A 14,918-nucleotide genomic window follows, 5' to 3' on the forward strand; every position below is an offset into this window, starting at 1 on the left:
CCCGGAGTCGATGATCGGTCCCCGTGTCTCTGGCGTGTCCGGAAACGCGTCTTCGACAGGTGCGGGCGAGTCGTCGATCGTAGCCGGGAGTCGTCGCCAGGCGCGTCCCCCAGGACCAAATCAGTCCCGCGGCCTGCGCTCCCCGCCCCAGCGGGGCGGGGAGCGCAGGCCGCGGGAGCCTGGAAAGCGATTAGCCTAACGTTTAGTATTGGCTTCCCCGCAAGCTTGCCCTTGGCCCCAAAGACCCAACCCTTGGGTTTCGCTGCTGGCCACCACCCCAACCGGAGGACATGAGAGATGTCGCAAGATAAAATTTACCCCATCCCCGAGGAAATCGCCGCCAAGGCCCACATCAACGCGGCGCAGTACGAGGCGATGTACAAGCAGTCGCTTGCGGACCCGGAGACCTTCTGGGCCGCCCAGGCGCAAGAATTCGTGACCTGGTCCAAGCCCTGGGACTCGGTGCTGGACTGGAGTTTCGACGCGGAGAACCTGCACATCAACTGGTTCAAGGGCGGCAAGCTCAACGTCTCCTACAACTGCCTGGACCGCCACCTGGCGACCCGCGGCGACCAGGTCGCACTGATCTGGGAGGGCGACAACCCGGCCGAGGACCGCAAGATCACCTACCGCGAACTGCACGCGGAGGTCAATAAATTCGCCAACGTGCTCAAGGCCCACGGGGTCAAGAAGGGCGATCGGGTCTGCATCTACATGCCGATGATCCCGGAGGCGTCGGTGGCCATGCTCGCCTGCACCCGGGTCGGTGCCGTCCACTCCATCGTCTTCGGCGGCTTCTCCCCGGACAGCCTGCGCGACCGCATCCTGGACTCCGACTGTCGGGTGGTCATCACCGCCGATGAGAGTATGCGCGGCGGGCGCAGCGTGCCCCTGAAGAAGAACGTGGACACCGCGCTCGAGGAGTGCCCCAGCGTCGGCACCGCGATCGTGGTGCGCCGTACCGGCGGCAAGGTGGCCTGGAAGGAGGGCCGCGACGTGTGGTACCACGAGGAGATGGCCAAGGCCGCCCCGGTCTGCGAACCCGAGGAGATGGACGCCGAGGACCCGCTCTTCCTCCTCTACACCTCCGGTTCCACCGGCAAGCCCAAGGGGGTGCTGCATACCACCGGCGGCTATCTGGTCTTCGCCGCCATGACCCACAAGTATGTCTTCGACTACCAGGAGGGCGAAATCTACTGGTGCACCGCGGACGTGGGCTGGGTCACCGGCCACACCTATATCGTCTACGGGCCCCTGACCAACGGCGCTACGTCCTTGATGTTCGAGGGTATCCCCAACTATCCGGACATGTCGCGCTTCTGGCAGGTGGTGGACAAGCACCAGGTCAACATCTTCTACACCGCCCCCACCGCCATCCGCTCACTGATGCGCGCCGGCGAAGACCCGGTCAAGAAGACCTCGCGCAAGTCGCTGCGCATCCTGGGTTCGGTGGGTGAGCCGATCAACCCGGAGGCCTGGGAGTGGTACCATCGGGTGGTGGGCGACGAGCGCTGCCCGATCGTGGATACCTGGTGGCAGACCGAGACCGGCGGCCACCTGATCACCCCCCTGCCGGGCGCCACCGCACTCAAACCCGGTTCCGCCACCAAGCCCTTCTTCGGCGTGGTCCCGGCCCTGGTGGACGCGGCCACCGGCACCCTGATCGATGGTCCTGGGGAGGGCGCGCTGGTCATCACCCAGCCCTGGCCGGCCCAGATGCGTACCGTTTACGGCGATCATCAGCGCTACGTCGACACCTACTTCAAGCAGTATCCCGGTTACTACTTTACCGGTGACGGCGCCCGCCGCGATCAGGACGGCTACTACTGGATCACCGGGCGCATCGACGACGTGCTCAATGTCTCCGGCCACCGCCTGGGGACCGCGGAGATCGAGTCGGCCCTGGTGCTGCACCCCCATGTGGCGGAGGCGGCGGTGGTGGGCTACCCTCACGACATCAAGGGCCAGGGCATCTACGCCTATGTGACCCCGATGCAGGGTGTCGAGGGCACGGATGACCTCAAGAAGGAACTGGTGGCCATGGTGCGCGGGGAGATCGGACCCATCGCCATCGTGGATATCATCCAGTGGGCGCCAAGCCTGCCGAAGACCCGTTCGGGCAAGATCATGCGCCGCATCCTGCGCAAGATCGCGGCCAACGAGATCGACAGCCTGGGCGACACCTCGACCCTGGCCGACCCGACCGTGGTCAATGACCTGATCGAGGGCCGCGCCAACAAGTAGGGCGGACCCGCTGGTCGCACCGCGTGCGGTGCGACCAGTCCAAGGGTCAGTGACGCGAGCGAGCGCAGACAAACGGACAGGATTAACAGGATTTCACCGGATTAACAGGATTTTGACATACGCAAGCAGCAATGTATTATCTTGTGAATCCTGAAAAATTCTGTTAATCCTGTCCAATTTCCATCCGGCGGGTGCGACCTAAGGCTCAAGGCATGGACTTCGTTGGTGCCTGAGTCCGCGGCAGAAACTTGGCGGGTTCCAAATTAGATTATTGTTTCCCAGAGGTTAAATTGAGTTCTCATCGTCGTGTTGGGGTCTTTGTCGATGCCGAGAATGTGCGTTACAACGGCGGCTACCAGATGCGTTATGACGTTCTGCGCCGCTTTGCGGCCCGCGAGAACGGGGTCCTGCAACGTTTGAATACCTATATGGCCTTCGACGCCGAGCGCGCGCGCGAAGACATGGAGTACGCGAAAAAGTCGCGCATCTATCAGCAGATGGTGCGGGATTTCGGCTGGAAAATCACCGTCAAGCTGGTACGCCGCTACACTGACGAGGCCGGTAACGTCACCACCAAGGCCAATGCGGACCTGGACATGGCGGTGGATGCCATGCTCCAGGCCGACAAGCTTGACCAGGTGTTGCTCGTCACCGGCGACGGCGACTTCATCCAGGTGGTTAATGCGTTGCAAAACAAGGGCTGTCGGGTGGAGTTGATCGGTTTCAAGAACGTCTCCCGCGATCTCCAGCGCGAGGTTGACGCCTTCTACTCCGGCTTCCTGATCCCCGACCTGGTGCCCGTCTCCTACGAACCGCGCAATGAGTGGGGCAAGTCCGGCTCCTGCGTGCGCGGGGTCTGCACCAAGTGGATCGCCGACAAAGGCTACGGTTTTCTGCGTATCATGGACCACATCTCCCCCAACCTGTGGGTCACCGACCCCCGGGGCGAGGGCTCGCCCTACGCCAGTGTCTTCTGTCACGTCAACGAGTTGGCAGACGACGTCACGGAGGACCTGCTGATGAACCGGGAGACCGTGCTGGAGTTCTACGTCAACGAGAGCGAGCAGAAGGACAACGGACTGGTGGCCAAGAACGTCAGGCTCGCATTTTCGGTCAACAGATAACAGACTTAGACGGGCGAGCCCGCTAAGCTTGGGGGTGCGGGGGCTGACCCTGGCGCCGCCGCGGGTGCCGGGTATGGGCGGCACGGTATTTCGAGGGCCCCCGCACGCGCAGGTTGCGACGCGGGCGGCACAGCTTGGACTTTGGCCCCGCGCCCCGCGGGGCCACCCCGACCGGACAGGCATCCAATGGCGACCAATCAGACCACCATGAAACCGTCGGGCCTGGCGTGGCGCCTGGTGCGGGATCGCTTGCTGACCGAGGACCAGGCGACCACCGCGACCACCGAGGCACTGCGGCGCCGCGAGCCCTTCGTCAAGTACTTAGTCGATCAGAAGGTGCTCGACAGTCGGCGCATTGCCATCGCGGCCTCCCACGAGTTTGGTGTACCGCTCCTGGACTTGAGCGCGCTGGAACTGGTCGACATGCCGCTGAATCTGGTCGACGAGAAGCTGATCCGCAAGCACCGGGCACTGCCCTTGTTCCGTCGCGGCAACCGCATCTTCCTCGCCCTGTCCGACCCGACCAATGGTCAGGCCTTGGAGGAAATTCGTTTCAACACCGGGCTCGCCACGGACGCGGTCCTGGTGGAGGAGGACAAACTCGCGGCGGCCATCGATCGTGCCATCGATGCCCAGGACACCACCATGACGGACCTCATGGATACGGACCTGGACAACCTCGATATCGCCGCGGACGACGAGGACCAACACGACGACTCCGATCTCAATGTCGATGATGCACCGGTGGTGCGCTACGTCAACAAGATCCTGGTGGACGCCATCACCAACAGTGCCTCGGACATCCACTTCGAGCCCTATGAAAAGTACTTCCGCATCCGTTTTCGTCAGGACGGTCTGCTGCGCGAGGTCGCCAACCCGCCGCTCAACATCGCCGCGCGTCTGGTCGCCCGGCTCAAGGTCATGTCGCGGATGAACATCGCCGAGCGCCGGGTCCCGCAGGACGGGCGCATCAAGCTCAAGCTCAGCCGCACCCGTGATATCGACTTCCGCGTCAACACCCTGCCGTGCCTGCACGGGGAGAAGGTGGTGCTGCGGATTCTGGACTCCACCTCGGCCCAGGTCGGGATCGATGCGCTGGGCTTCGAGCCGGAGCAGCGCGACCTCTTCCTCGCCGCCATCAAGAAGCCCTACGGGATGATCCTGGTCACGGGCCCCACGGGCTCCGGCAAGACCGTTTCCCTCTATAGCGCGATCAACATCCTCAACGCGCCGGATGTCAACATCTCAACGGTCGAGGACCCGGTAGAGATTCAGGTGGCGGGGATCAACCAGGTCAACATGAACCCAAAAACGGGGCTGACCTTCGCCTCCGCGCTACGCGCCTTTCTCCGCCAGGATCCGGACATCCTGATGGTCGGGGAGATCCGCGACCTGGAGACCGCCGAGATCGCGGTCAAGGCCGCCCAGACCGGACACATGGTGCTCTCCACCCTGCACACCAACGACGCCCCACAGACGCTCACCCGACTGGCCAATATGGGTGTGGCGCCGTTCAACATTGCCTCCTCGATCCTGCTGATCATGGCCCAGCGCCTGACCCGTAAATTGTGCCCAAGCTGCAAGCAGCCCGAGGAGGTACCGCGCGAGGCCCTGCGCGAGGAGGGGTTCACGGAAGCCGATCTCGACGAGGGCATCACCGTCTACCGCCCGGTCGGCTGCGAACGCTGCACCAAGGGCTATAAGGGACGAATCGGGATTTTTCAGGTCATGAAGGTATCCGAGGCGATCGGGCGCCTCATCATGGAGGGCGGCAACGCGCTCCAGTTGGCCGAACAGGCAGCGCGCGAAGGGGTCGCAAACTTGCGGCAATCCGGGCTGCGCAAGGTCAAGGCCGGAATCACCAGCCTTGAAGAGATCAACCGAGTCACGAAGGACTGACGCCCATGGCACTGGCAGCAGCGCAGAGGCCCAGGCCTAAACCCAAGGCCCCGCCCAAGGCTGAAAAGGCCTATGTTTTCGTTTGGGAAGGAACCGACCGCCGCGGCGGCCGTGTCAAAGGCGAAACCCGCGCCTCGAGCATCACGACGGTGCGCGCCGACCTGCGCCGCCAGGGGGTAAACCCCACAAAAGTCAGGAAAAAGGCCCAGTCGCTCTTCAGCGGCAGAAAGAAGATCGGCGCCGGTGACATCGCCATCTTCAGCCGCCAACTGGCGACCATGATGGCCGCCGGTGTGCCCTTGGTGCAGTCCTTCGACATCGTCGGCCGCGGACACGACAACGCGGCCATGCAGGACTTGATCCTCGCCATCAAGCAGGATATCGAGAGCGGCACCGCCATGGCGGAGGCCCTGGGCAAGCACCCACTCTATTTCGATGACCTGTTCTGCAATCTGGTCGCCGCCGGTGAGCAGGCCGGTGTGCTGGACATCCTGTTGGACAAGATTGCGGTCTACAAGGAAAAAACCGAATCCATCAAGGGCAAGATCAAGAAAGCCCTGTTCTATCCCACGGCGGTCATTGCCGTCGCCATCCTCGTCACGGTGGTGATCCTGATCTTCGTCATCCCTCAGTTCAAGGAACTGTTCAGCAGCTTCGGGGCGGACCTGCCGGCCTTCACCCTGGCGGTCATCGCCATGTCAGACGTGCTGCGGGAGTGGTGGTGGGCGGTTTTTCTGGTCGTTGCCGGGGCAATCTGGGCGATCGGCTATGTCTTCAAGCGCTCCCGCAAGTTTCGCGAGATCGTCGACCGCACGCTCCTGAAGATCCCGATCATCGGCGTTATCCTCAATAAGGCATCATTGGCGCGCTTTGCCCGGACCCTATCCACCATGTTCGCCGCCGGTGTCCCCTTGGTGGAGGCACTGGAATCGGTGTCCGGCGCCACCGGCAACATCGTCTATCAGGAGGCGGTGCTCAAGATGCGCGAGGAGGTGGCCACCGGCCAGTCCCTGCAACTGTCCATGCGGCAGCGCAACCTGTTTCCCCACATGGTGATCCAGATGACTGCCATCGGCGAGGAGTCCGGCGCCCTGGACGAGATGCTCGCCAAGGTCGCCGACTTCTACGAGGAGCAGGTGGACAATGCCGTCGACAGTCTCAGCAGCCTCTTGGAGCCGATGATCATGGTGGTCATCGGCGGCCTGGTGGGCAGCCTGGTGGTGGCCATGTACCTGCCGATCTTCAAGCTTGCCTCCGTGGTGTGAGGCGGTGGCCAGTGGTCGGCGGCTAGTGCAGAACGTCGAAAGTTCCGCTACCGTTCCCGGTCGTGATCGTTGTCGTTGTCGTTGTCGTTGTCGTAATCGGAGTCGAAAACGATTACGACAACGACAACGACAACGACAACGAACAGATATGGTCGCGGGATTCTCGGCGTCATGCACTAGTGAGTAGCCGCGTATCACCAATGAGTGACCACTGACCACTAATCACTGGCCACTAATCACTGAGTTCAATAATGCTGTGGATCGAGGTCTTCAACGCCAACCCGGGCCTGCTCTACGGGTCCGCCCTGGCCCTGGGGCTGATTGTCGGGAGCTTCCTCAACGTCGTGATCCTGCGCCTGCCGCGGATGATGGAGGCGAGTTGGCGCCGCGAGTGCGCGGAACTCGCCGGGGTCCCGCCGGCCGACACCGAACCAGCGCTCAGCCTGGCCCGACCGCCGTCGCACTGTCCATCCTGCGGCCACCGGATCCGCGCGTTGGAAAACGTCCCCATCCTGAGTTATCTGTTCCTGCGCGGGCGCTGCTCCGCCTGCCGCACACGCATCAGCCCCCGCTACCCGCTGATCGAGGGCCTGACCGCGGTGCTGACCCTGATCGTGGTCCTGCGTTTCGGCCTGAGCTGGCAGACGCTGGTCGCCTTGCCCCTGACCTGGGGACTGATTACGCTCGCGCTCATCGACTTCGACACCCAGTTGCTGCCGGACTCGATCAGCGTCCCGCTCCTTTGGGTCGGTCTGCTGTGCAGCCTGTTCGGACTCTTCACGGACAGCGCCTCCGCAATCATCGGTGCCGCCGCGGGCTATCTGAGCCTGTGGTGCGTCTTCCAGCTCTTTCGGCTGGCCACCGGCAAGGAGGGCATGGGCTACGGCGACTTCAAGCTCCTGGCGCTCTTCGGGGCCTGGTTCGGCTGGCAGTTCCTGCCCCAGATCCTGCTGCTCGCGGCCTTGGCCGGGGCCCTGCTCGGCACCCTGCTCATCGTCACCGGACGGCACGCCCGCGGGGTCCCCATGCCCTTCGGTCCCTTCCTGGCCGTTGCCGGTTTCATCTGTCTGATCTGGGGTCCGCAGCTCAACGCCGCCTATCTGCGCCTCGCCGGCCTGGCGTGAGCGGGTTGCGGTCACATGTTTAGGGTCGGGCTCACCGGCGGGATCGGCAGCGGCAAGTCGACCGTGGCCGAACGGTTTGCCGCGCTCGGCGCCGGCGTCATCGACACCGACCTGCTGGCCCGGGAACTGACCGAACCCGGCACCCCGACCCTGGCCCGCATCGGGGCCCAGTTCGGCACCGTCGTGCTGCCCGACGGCAGCCTGGACCGGGCCGCGCTACGCGGCCTGGTCTTTGCCGACCCGGGGGCCCGCGCGCGCCTGGAGTCCATCCTGCACCCGCCGATCCGCGGTCTGATGCTGGAGCGCGCCGCCTGTCTTCAGACGCCCTACGTGCTGCTGGTCGTGCCGCTCCTGTTGGAGAGCGGTCAGGAGTCCCTGGCGGATCGGGTGCTGGTAGTGGACTGCCCGCAAGCGGCCCAGATTGCACGGGTGTGCCGCCGCAGCCTGCTCGCGCAGGCCGAGGTCGAGCGCATCATAGCGAGTCAGATCCCGCGCGCTCGGCGTGTAGCGCGGGCCGACGACATCATCGACAACGGCGGCCAACCCGCGGCCCTGGGGCCCCAGGTCGAGCGGCTGCACCGGGCCTATCTGGCGCTCGCGGCAGAGGCTTAGCGCAGGCCGCTGAGCGCGGGAAGACGTTTGTCCGCAAATGAACGCCAATGAACGCAAATAAGAAAAATAGCTGCAACCTATTGTTCAAAAAAGCAACGTTGAAGAATCATTGGCTGCTATAGTAGCGTTCGCCGGCCCTGGCGGTGACGCCGGCCCATCCTCTGAATCCTTATCTTATTTGCGTTCATTGGCGTTCATTTGCGGACGAACATTCTTTCCGGGCACGGTGCTTTCTGGGATCATGGGCACCATGCCTCCCCGTTTCCCAGGACCTACCCGATCCCCATGAATGCCCCAGAGACCCTCGCCCTGCGCACCGGCGCCGCCGTGTTATTCGATGTGTTGACAGATCTCGGTGTCGAAACCATCTTCGGCCACACCGGCGGGGCCGTGATTCCGCTCCATGTCGAGCTGAACAAACGCCTGCGCGGCGGCGCGCCCTGCCCGCACTTCATCATGTGCCGCCAGGAGTCCGGGGCCGGGCACGCCGCGGAGGGCTATGCCCGCACGAGCGGCCGGGTGGGCGTGGCGCTCGCCACCTCCGGACCCGGGTCGACCAACCTCACCACCCCCATCGCGGACGCCTACAAGGACTCCATCCCGACGCTCTTCATCACCGGGCAGGTGCCGAGCGGGGCCATCGGCTCCGACGCCTTCCAGGAGGTGGACACGGTCGGCGTCACCCGGGCCATCTCCAAGCACAACTACCTGGTCAAAGACGTGCGTGACCTGGAGTGGGTGCTGCGCGAGGCCTATGCCCTGGCCGGCAGCGGTCGCCCCGGCCCGGTGGTGGTGGACATCTGCAAGGACGTGCAGCTCGCGCCCCTGACCCACAGCAACCCGCCCCGTCGTCGCTACCACGAGTCGATCCCCTTCGACCCGGCCCGGGCCGACGCCATCCTCGCCGCCCTGACCGCGGCCGCGCGCCCCGTGGTCAAGGCCGGCGGCGGCGTGATCCACGCCGGGGCCGCCGCCGCCCTGTGCCGCTTCGCGGAGCGTTTCGCGGTGCCGGTCACCACCACCTTCAACGGATTGGGCGCGATCCCCTTTGAGGACCCCCACAACCTGGGGATGCCCGGGATGCACGGCACCATCCCGGCCAACTACGCGCTGCGCGACGCCGACCTGATCCTGACCCTGGGCGGGCGCTTCGACGACCGCGTGGCGGTGCGCGGCTTCGCCATCGACAAGCAGATCGCCCAGGTCGACATCGACCCCTCCGAGATCGACAAGACAGTCGCGACCCATCTGCACCTGGTCGCGGGGGCGGATGCCTTCCTGGACTATGCCCTGGCGAGCGGCCGGGACGCCCGGCACCCGGACTGGATGGCCCAGGTGCAGGAGTGGCGCACCCAACTGCCCAAGCCCTATCAGAGCGGCCCCCACCTCAAGCCCCAGGCCGTGATCGAGACCATCTCCGAACTGACCGGCGGTGATGCCACCCTGGTCACCGGGGTCGGCCAGCACCAGATGTGGGCGGCCCAGTATTACCGCTTCCAGCGCCCGCGCCAGTGGATCAGCTCCGGCGGACTCGGGACCATGGGCTTCGGCTTGCCCGCCGCCATCGGCGCCTGGTTCGCCGACCCCAGCCGCCCGGTGGTCCTGATCGACGGCGACGGCAGCTTCCAGATGAACATCCAGGAACTGGGCACGGTCGTAGCCCAGCGGATCCCGCTCAAGATGTTCGTGCTCAACAACAACTTCCTGGGGATGGTCCGCCAATGGGAGGACATGATGGACGCCGGGATGCACTATGAGACCTGCCTCTCGCGCACCGCCGAGTGCGACCCGGACTGCACCGACATCGACGCAGGCTGCCGCCGCCAGATCCCCAACCTCACCGGGCTCAAATACGTCTACCCCCGGCTCAAGACCCTGCGCATCCGCACCAATGAGGAACTGCGCGAGGGGGTTGCCTGGGCGCTGGCCCAGGAGCATCCGGTACTGGTGGACTGCTGGGTCGACAAGGCGGAGAACGTCCTGCCGATGGTGCGGCCGGGGAACACCCTGTACCAGATGGTCGAGGCTTGAATAATCGCCCGCTGGGCGATTATTCAAGTGGTTTAGTTCCAAGTGATCAGCGCCGTACCGCAGCGGGGGGCAGGCGGGCAATGGCCCGAACCAGATCTCGGCAGGGCGTGACATACCAGCCCAGGGCAACGCCCTGGGTGACATGGTTGAAGATGTCTAGCATTGAAAGGGCGTGACCTGGGGTCGGATTCGCCGACGGCTGAGTTTCGACGCTAATTGCCTAAGTCTACAATGAATACGGAGGATTGAGCCGACGGGCCGGTTCAAGCGGGTGGGGCGGAACGCGTAGCGGTTCCGCCACCTGCGGCGTATGTGCTATGGCATCACAGAACCCGCGCCGACTCGGCGGCGAGGGTCGGATCGAGCGTATGCCCGGTGCGGCAGGACTGGATGCGGTGCTCACGCACCCCCAGCGCGGCGAGGCGCTCGGGCAGCGTCGCCAGTTGGGCGGGGCCATCCTGGCCGGGCATCAGGGTGGTGCGCACCTGCAGCGGTACTCCGGCCGCGAGCAGAAGGCGCAGGCTCGCCCAGGCGCGCTCGCCTGAGCCGGGGACGCCGGTGATGGCCGGGTAGTGCTCCGGCAGGGCCTTGATGTCGAGCCCGACCCAATCGAGTAGCGGCAGCAGTGCCTCGATGCGCGCCGGATAGGCCCCGGAACTGTGCAGCCCGACCTTGAAGCCCAGGGCGCGGGCTTGCGTCATGGCCGCCCCCAGTGCGGGCTGGAGGGTCGGCTCACCGCCGCTGAAGACCACCGCGTCCAGGAGTCCGCGACGGGCTTCAAGGAAGGCGCGCACCTGGGCCCAGGGGATCAACTCCGCTGCGCGCGGGGGCAGCAGGTGGCCGTTGTGGCAATAGCGGCAGCGCCAGGGGCAGCCTTGGCAGAAGACCACGGCGGCGAGTTCGCCGGGGTAGTCGACGGTGGTCAGGGGCGTGAGGCCGCCGACGCGCAGTTCCCGCCGGGCGCTCGTCGGCGGCACCGGCGCAGCGGTGATCAACTGCGGCGACTGCGCAATTCCCATGGCGAATCCTTCAGGCCGGTAAAGAGGAGTTCAGCCGCAAATGAACGCAAATAAACGCTAATCATCAAGGCCCTGACGGTTCCCGCGGGATAGTCGTCCGGATGTCGTCCCACGGGTCGCAAGCACTCTTGAATTATTTGCGTTCATTTGCGTTCATTTGCGGACAAAATTCTTCCCGGACTCAGGCGGCGGCCTGTTGGGGCGCGCGCAGCGGGGTGCCGCACGGATTCTCGGTGAAGTAGCAGCGCTCGCCATGCTCGGCGCGCTTGCCGACGTTGAAGGCGGCGACCGGGCGGTGGTAGCCCATGACCCGGGTCCAGACTTCGCAGCGGGTGCGCTCTTGCGGGTTCAGGCTGGCGGTGGTCAGTTCATTCATGGTCTCGATCTCCTCGTCTCGTTGCTCGATTGCGGTCGGCGTGGCGGGGCCGACTGCTTTGCGTTGATTGGCGTTCAGGTGCGGCTAAGAGCTAAGCGCTAAGAGCTAAGTCGCGCTTACCCGCTTGCGCGCGATCAGTTCCTCATCGCACACCGGGCAGAATTCATGCTCGCCGGCCAGATACCCGTGCTTGGGGCAGATGGAGAACACGGGGGTGACGGTGATATAGGGCAGGCGGAAGTTGGTGAGCGCGCGGCGCACCAGCCGCTTGCACGCCTCCACACTGGAGACCTGCTCGCTCATATACAGATGCAGCACGGTACCACCGGTGTAGCGGGACTGGAGCGGCTCCTGCATCGCCAGGGCCTGGAAGGGGTCGTCCGTGAAGCCTACCGGCAGTTGGGTGCTGTTGGTGTAATAGGGCGCGTCCGGGGTCCCGGCCTGGAGGATGCCCGGGAAGCGCTTCTGGTCCTCGCGGGCGAAGCGATAGGTGGTCCCCTCCGCCGGGGTCGCCTCCAGGTTGTAGAGGTGGCCGGTGGTCTCCTGGAACTCCACCATGCGCGCGCGCACCCGGTCGAGCAGGCGGATGGCGAGTGCCTGGCCGAGGTCCGTGGTGATGTCCTCCCGGTCGCGGGTGAAGTTGCGGATCATCTCGTTGATCCCGTTCACCCCGATGGTGGAGAAGTGGTTGCGCAGGGTCCCGAGATACCGCTTGGTATAGGGGAAGAGCCCGGCGTCCAGGTGCCGCTGTACCACCTTGCGCTTGATCTCCAGGCTGTTGCGGGCGAGTTCGAGCAGCCGGTCCAGACGCGCCAGCAGGGCCGGCTCGTCGCCCGGGTGCTGGAAGCCCAGGCGGGCGCAATTGATGGTGACGACACCGACCGAACCGGTCTGCTCGGCCGAACCGAAGAGCCCGTTGCCGCGCTTGAGCAATTCGCGCAGGTCGAGCTGCAGGCGGCAGCACATGGAGCGGACCATGTTCGGCGACAACTCGGAATTGATGAAGTTCTGGAAATACGGCAGGCCGTACTTGGCGGTCATGGCAAAGAGCCGATCCGCGTTCTCACTCTCCCAGGGGAAGTCCGGGGTGATGTTGTAGGTCGGGATCGGGAAGGTGAAGATCCGGCCCTTGGCGTCGCCCTCGGTCATCACCTCGATATAGGCGCGGTTGATGATGTCCATCTCGGCCTGGAGGTCGCCGTAGGTATAGGGCTGCTCCTCGCCCGCAATCACTGGCACCTGATCGCGCAGGTCCTCCGGGCAGACCCAATCGAAGGTGAGATTCGTAAAAGGCGTATTGCCGGTGATGAAGGTCTTGCCGTTGCGGCGTGCCACGAAGGTGCCGTTACGGGTGGTCGGGCACCAAACCTTGCCCTTGTAAGCGCGACGCTCGATGAGCTGGATATAGGTCTCGCGGTTGCGGATCAGGTTCAGTACATGGACACCCGAGTCCTGGCGCGTATAGACGCTGCTGCCGTAACCGGCCAGGGTGCAAAGCTCCTGGAGGGCATCCAGGTTGTCGCGATCGTTGGTGTAGATCCGGGTGCGGCCGTTCGGCTCGATACTGCCGTCACCCTTGATGTAGGTGTCCAGAAAAAGCTGGATCTGGCGGACGGATAGGGTGCGGATCACCGCCGGAACGCATTTGCGTTCCAGATGGCCCAGCACGAAGTCACTGCCTTCCTGGTTCAGGCGATAACGGTAGACCGGGTAGTTCGAGTAGGTCCCGGTCTTCTCCAGCAGGTGATAGGAGAGCCCGAGTTCTTCGAGCAGCCAGGCGATCTCGGCCGCGTTCTCCGGATGGCCGGTCGATTGGAACAGGCTGATCCGGCGACGCCCGGCGCTGAAATCGAAGTTCCCCTCGGCGACCACCCAGGCCAGCAGCATCACCACCCGGTCGTCGATCTCAACCGTCGAATCGGTCTCCCAGGCGTTCGGGATGATGACCGGTGACTTGAGTGCCGCAACGTCTTCGATGTCTTCCAGGACCCACCGGTTATCGCTGTTGAAGACCTTGCGCAGGACCTTGTGCCCCGGGGTGATCCATTGCTCCTGGGTACGGTTGCGCAGGACGTACATCTCGCCGTCGAAGTCATAGGCCTTCACGGCCAGCGGCTCCAGATACTCCAGACGATTGTTGCGCCAATCGAAGGTCGCGATGCGCTCGCCGGTCTGAAGCTGGTCGTAGTGCTTCCAGCCCTGTTCGGTCAGACACTCGGTCTGCGCATCGACGCACTGGGTTCCCCACCGCGACGGCACATTCAGGTTGTAGATCAGTTCCTGGATGCATTGCCGGACCTGGGCATAATCGAGCCGGTCCGTCCGCACGAAGGGGGCCATATAGGTATCGAAACTGGAGAAGGCCTGGGCGCCCGCCCACTCGTTCTGCAGGGTCCCCAGAAAATTCACGATCTGGCCCACGGCGCTCGACATGTGGCGCGGCGGCCCCGCCTCGACCCGCCCGGGTACGCCGTTGAGCCCCTCGTGCAGCAGGGTGCGCAGTGACCAGCCGGCGCAGTAGCCGCAGAGCATGTCCAGGTCATGGACGTGGATGGAACCGTCGCGGTGTACCTCGCCGATCTCGGGCGGGTAGACGTGGGACAGCCAGTAGTTGGCGATCATCTTGCCCGAGGTGTTGAGGATGAGCCCGCCGAGCGAGTAGCCCTGGTTGGCGTTGGCGGCCACCCGCCAGTCGGAGCGGTCCAGGTACTCGTCGATGGAGGCGGCCACGTCCACCAGGGTGCGGGTGTGGTCGCGCAGCCGGGTGTGCTGTTCGCGGTAGACGATGTAGGAGCGGGCGGTCTCGAAGTGGTTGGCCGCGATCAGCGTCTGCTCCACCACGTCCTGGATCGCCTCGATGTCCGGCGCCTTGGTGTGGCCGAAGCGGTGGGCCAGCACCTTGACCACCTGGGCGGTCAGCAGGCGCGACTCCATGTCGCCGTACTCGCCGCTCGCCTGGCCGGCGCGCAGGATGGCGGACTCGATCTTGGCGGCATCGAAGGGGACTTCCAGGCCGTCGCGCTTGAGGACCCGCAGGGGCAGGCTGGCGATGTTGGTGTGCGCGGTCCCCATGGCAGGCCCTCCCCCAGTGAAATACTATATTTTGTGTCGGCGACTGTTCTGGACACAGTATATAGGGGTCAGGGGGTTCCGGCAAGGTGGCCCGGGAGGGTCCGACGGACGGACGGCAGGGCGCCTGGGGCAGCGGTTGCGTTCCCTGCCCA

10 protein-coding genes are annotated in these 14,918 nt (G+C 64.7%); 7 read left to right on the top strand and 3 right to left on the bottom strand.

Translation table 11 applies throughout. The features are described from left to right. Positions 1–297 precede the first annotated feature (297 nt). From acs to ilvB, 7 genes are all read left to right on the top strand, one after another. Positions 298–2,244: an acetate--CoA ligase gene (acs, locus tag THSYN_RS28115; RefSeq protein WP_100922039.1), complete on the top strand. Its 1,947-nt coding sequence runs from the start codon at positions 298–300 to the stop codon at positions 2,242–2,244. A 290-nt stretch (positions 2,245–2,534) separates the two neighbouring features. Beyond that, entirely contained in the window at positions 2,535–3,368 is an 834-nt protein-coding gene (locus THSYN_RS28120; protein ID WP_100922040.1) for an NYN domain-containing protein, read from the top strand. A gap of 186 nt (positions 3,369–3,554) precedes the next feature. Continuing rightward, positions 3,555–5,267 (top strand): type IV-A pilus assembly ATPase PilB, encoded by a 1,713-nt coding sequence (pilB, locus tag THSYN_RS28125; RefSeq protein WP_100922041.1) that lies wholly within the window; start codon positions 3,555–3,557, stop codon positions 5,265–5,267. A gap of 5 nt (positions 5,268–5,272) precedes the next feature. Next, on the top strand, positions 5,273–6,532 hold the full coding sequence (locus THSYN_RS28130; protein ID WP_100922042.1) for a type II secretion system F family protein: 1,260 nt from the start codon (positions 5,273–5,275) through the stop codon (positions 6,530–6,532). 251 nt (positions 6,533–6,783) lie between these two features. Then, the gene (locus tag THSYN_RS28135) at positions 6,784–7,656 is read left to right on the top strand and encodes a prepilin peptidase (RefSeq protein ID WP_100922043.1); all 873 of its coding nucleotides are present in this window, start codon (positions 6,784–6,786) and stop codon (positions 7,654–7,656) included. Between the two features lie 15 nt (positions 7,657–7,671). After that, complete coding sequence (gene coaE / locus THSYN_RS28140) at positions 7,672–8,268, top strand: dephospho-CoA kinase (protein ID WP_100922044.1); 597 nt, start codon at positions 7,672–7,674, stop codon at positions 8,266–8,268. Between the two features lie 285 nt (positions 8,269–8,553). Beyond that, the gene (gene ilvB / locus THSYN_RS28145; RefSeq protein WP_100922045.1) at positions 8,554–10,299 is read left to right on the top strand and encodes a biosynthetic-type acetolactate synthase large subunit; all 1,746 of its coding nucleotides are present in this window, start codon (positions 8,554–8,556) and stop codon (positions 10,297–10,299) included. A gap of 323 nt (positions 10,300–10,622) precedes the next feature. On the opposite strand, the gene THSYN_RS28150 is transcribed toward ilvB, so the two are convergent. From THSYN_RS28150 to THSYN_RS28160, 3 genes are all read right to left on the bottom strand, one after another. Next, positions 10,623–11,318, bottom strand: a complete 696-nt coding sequence (locus tag THSYN_RS28150) for an anaerobic ribonucleoside-triphosphate reductase activating protein (protein ID WP_100922046.1) — start codon at positions 11,316–11,318, stop codon at positions 10,623–10,625. Positions 11,319–11,499: 181 nt separating this feature from the next. Continuing rightward, on the bottom strand, positions 11,500–11,694 hold the full coding sequence (gene nrdD, locus THSYN_RS28155; protein ID WP_100922047.1) for an anaerobic ribonucleoside-triphosphate reductase: 195 nt from the start codon (positions 11,692–11,694) through the stop codon (positions 11,500–11,502). Between the two features lie 105 nt (positions 11,695–11,799). Beyond that, entirely contained in the window at positions 11,800–14,766 is a 2,967-nt protein-coding gene (locus THSYN_RS28160; protein WP_100922048.1) for a ribonucleoside triphosphate reductase, read from the bottom strand. Positions 14,767–14,918: the final 152 nt, after the last annotated feature.

Source organism: Candidatus Thiodictyon syntrophicum (assembly GCF_002813775.1).
Taxonomy (GTDB): Bacteria; Pseudomonadota; Gammaproteobacteria; order Chromatiales; family Chromatiaceae; genus Thiodictyon; species Thiodictyon syntrophicum.

What these genes read in the sequence shown, in the direction of transcription:
- acs (WP_100922039.1), top strand. Translation starts at nt 298, where the DNA reads ATGTCGCAAGATAAAATTTACCCCATCCCCGAGGAAATCGCCGCCAAG.
- pilB (WP_100922041.1), top strand. Translation starts at nt 3,555, where the DNA reads ATGGCGACCAATCAGACCACCATGAAACCGTCGGGCCTGGCGTGGCGC.
- THSYN_RS28130 (WP_100922042.1), top strand. Translation starts at nt 5,273, where the DNA reads ATGGCACTGGCAGCAGCGCAGAGGCCCAGGCCTAAACCCAAGGCCCCG.
- THSYN_RS28135 (WP_100922043.1), top strand. Translation starts at nt 6,784, where the DNA reads ATGCTGTGGATCGAGGTCTTCAACGCCAACCCGGGCCTGCTCTACGGG.
- coaE (WP_100922044.1), top strand. Translation starts at nt 7,672, where the DNA reads ATGTTTAGGGTCGGGCTCACCGGCGGGATCGGCAGCGGCAAGTCGACC.
- ilvB (WP_100922045.1), top strand. Translation starts at nt 8,554, where the DNA reads ATGAATGCCCCAGAGACCCTCGCCCTGCGCACCGGCGCCGCCGTGTTA.
- THSYN_RS28150 (WP_100922046.1), bottom strand. Translation starts at nt 11,318, where the DNA reads ATGGGAATTGCGCAGTCGCCGCAGTTGATCACCGCTGCGCCGGTGCCG.
- nrdD (WP_100922047.1), bottom strand. Translation starts at nt 11,694, where the DNA reads ATGAATGAACTGACCACCGCCAGCCTGAACCCGCAAGAGCGCACCCGC.
- THSYN_RS28160 (WP_100922048.1), bottom strand. Translation starts at nt 14,766, where the DNA reads ATGGGGACCGCGCACACCAACATCGCCAGCCTGCCCCTGCGGGTCCTC.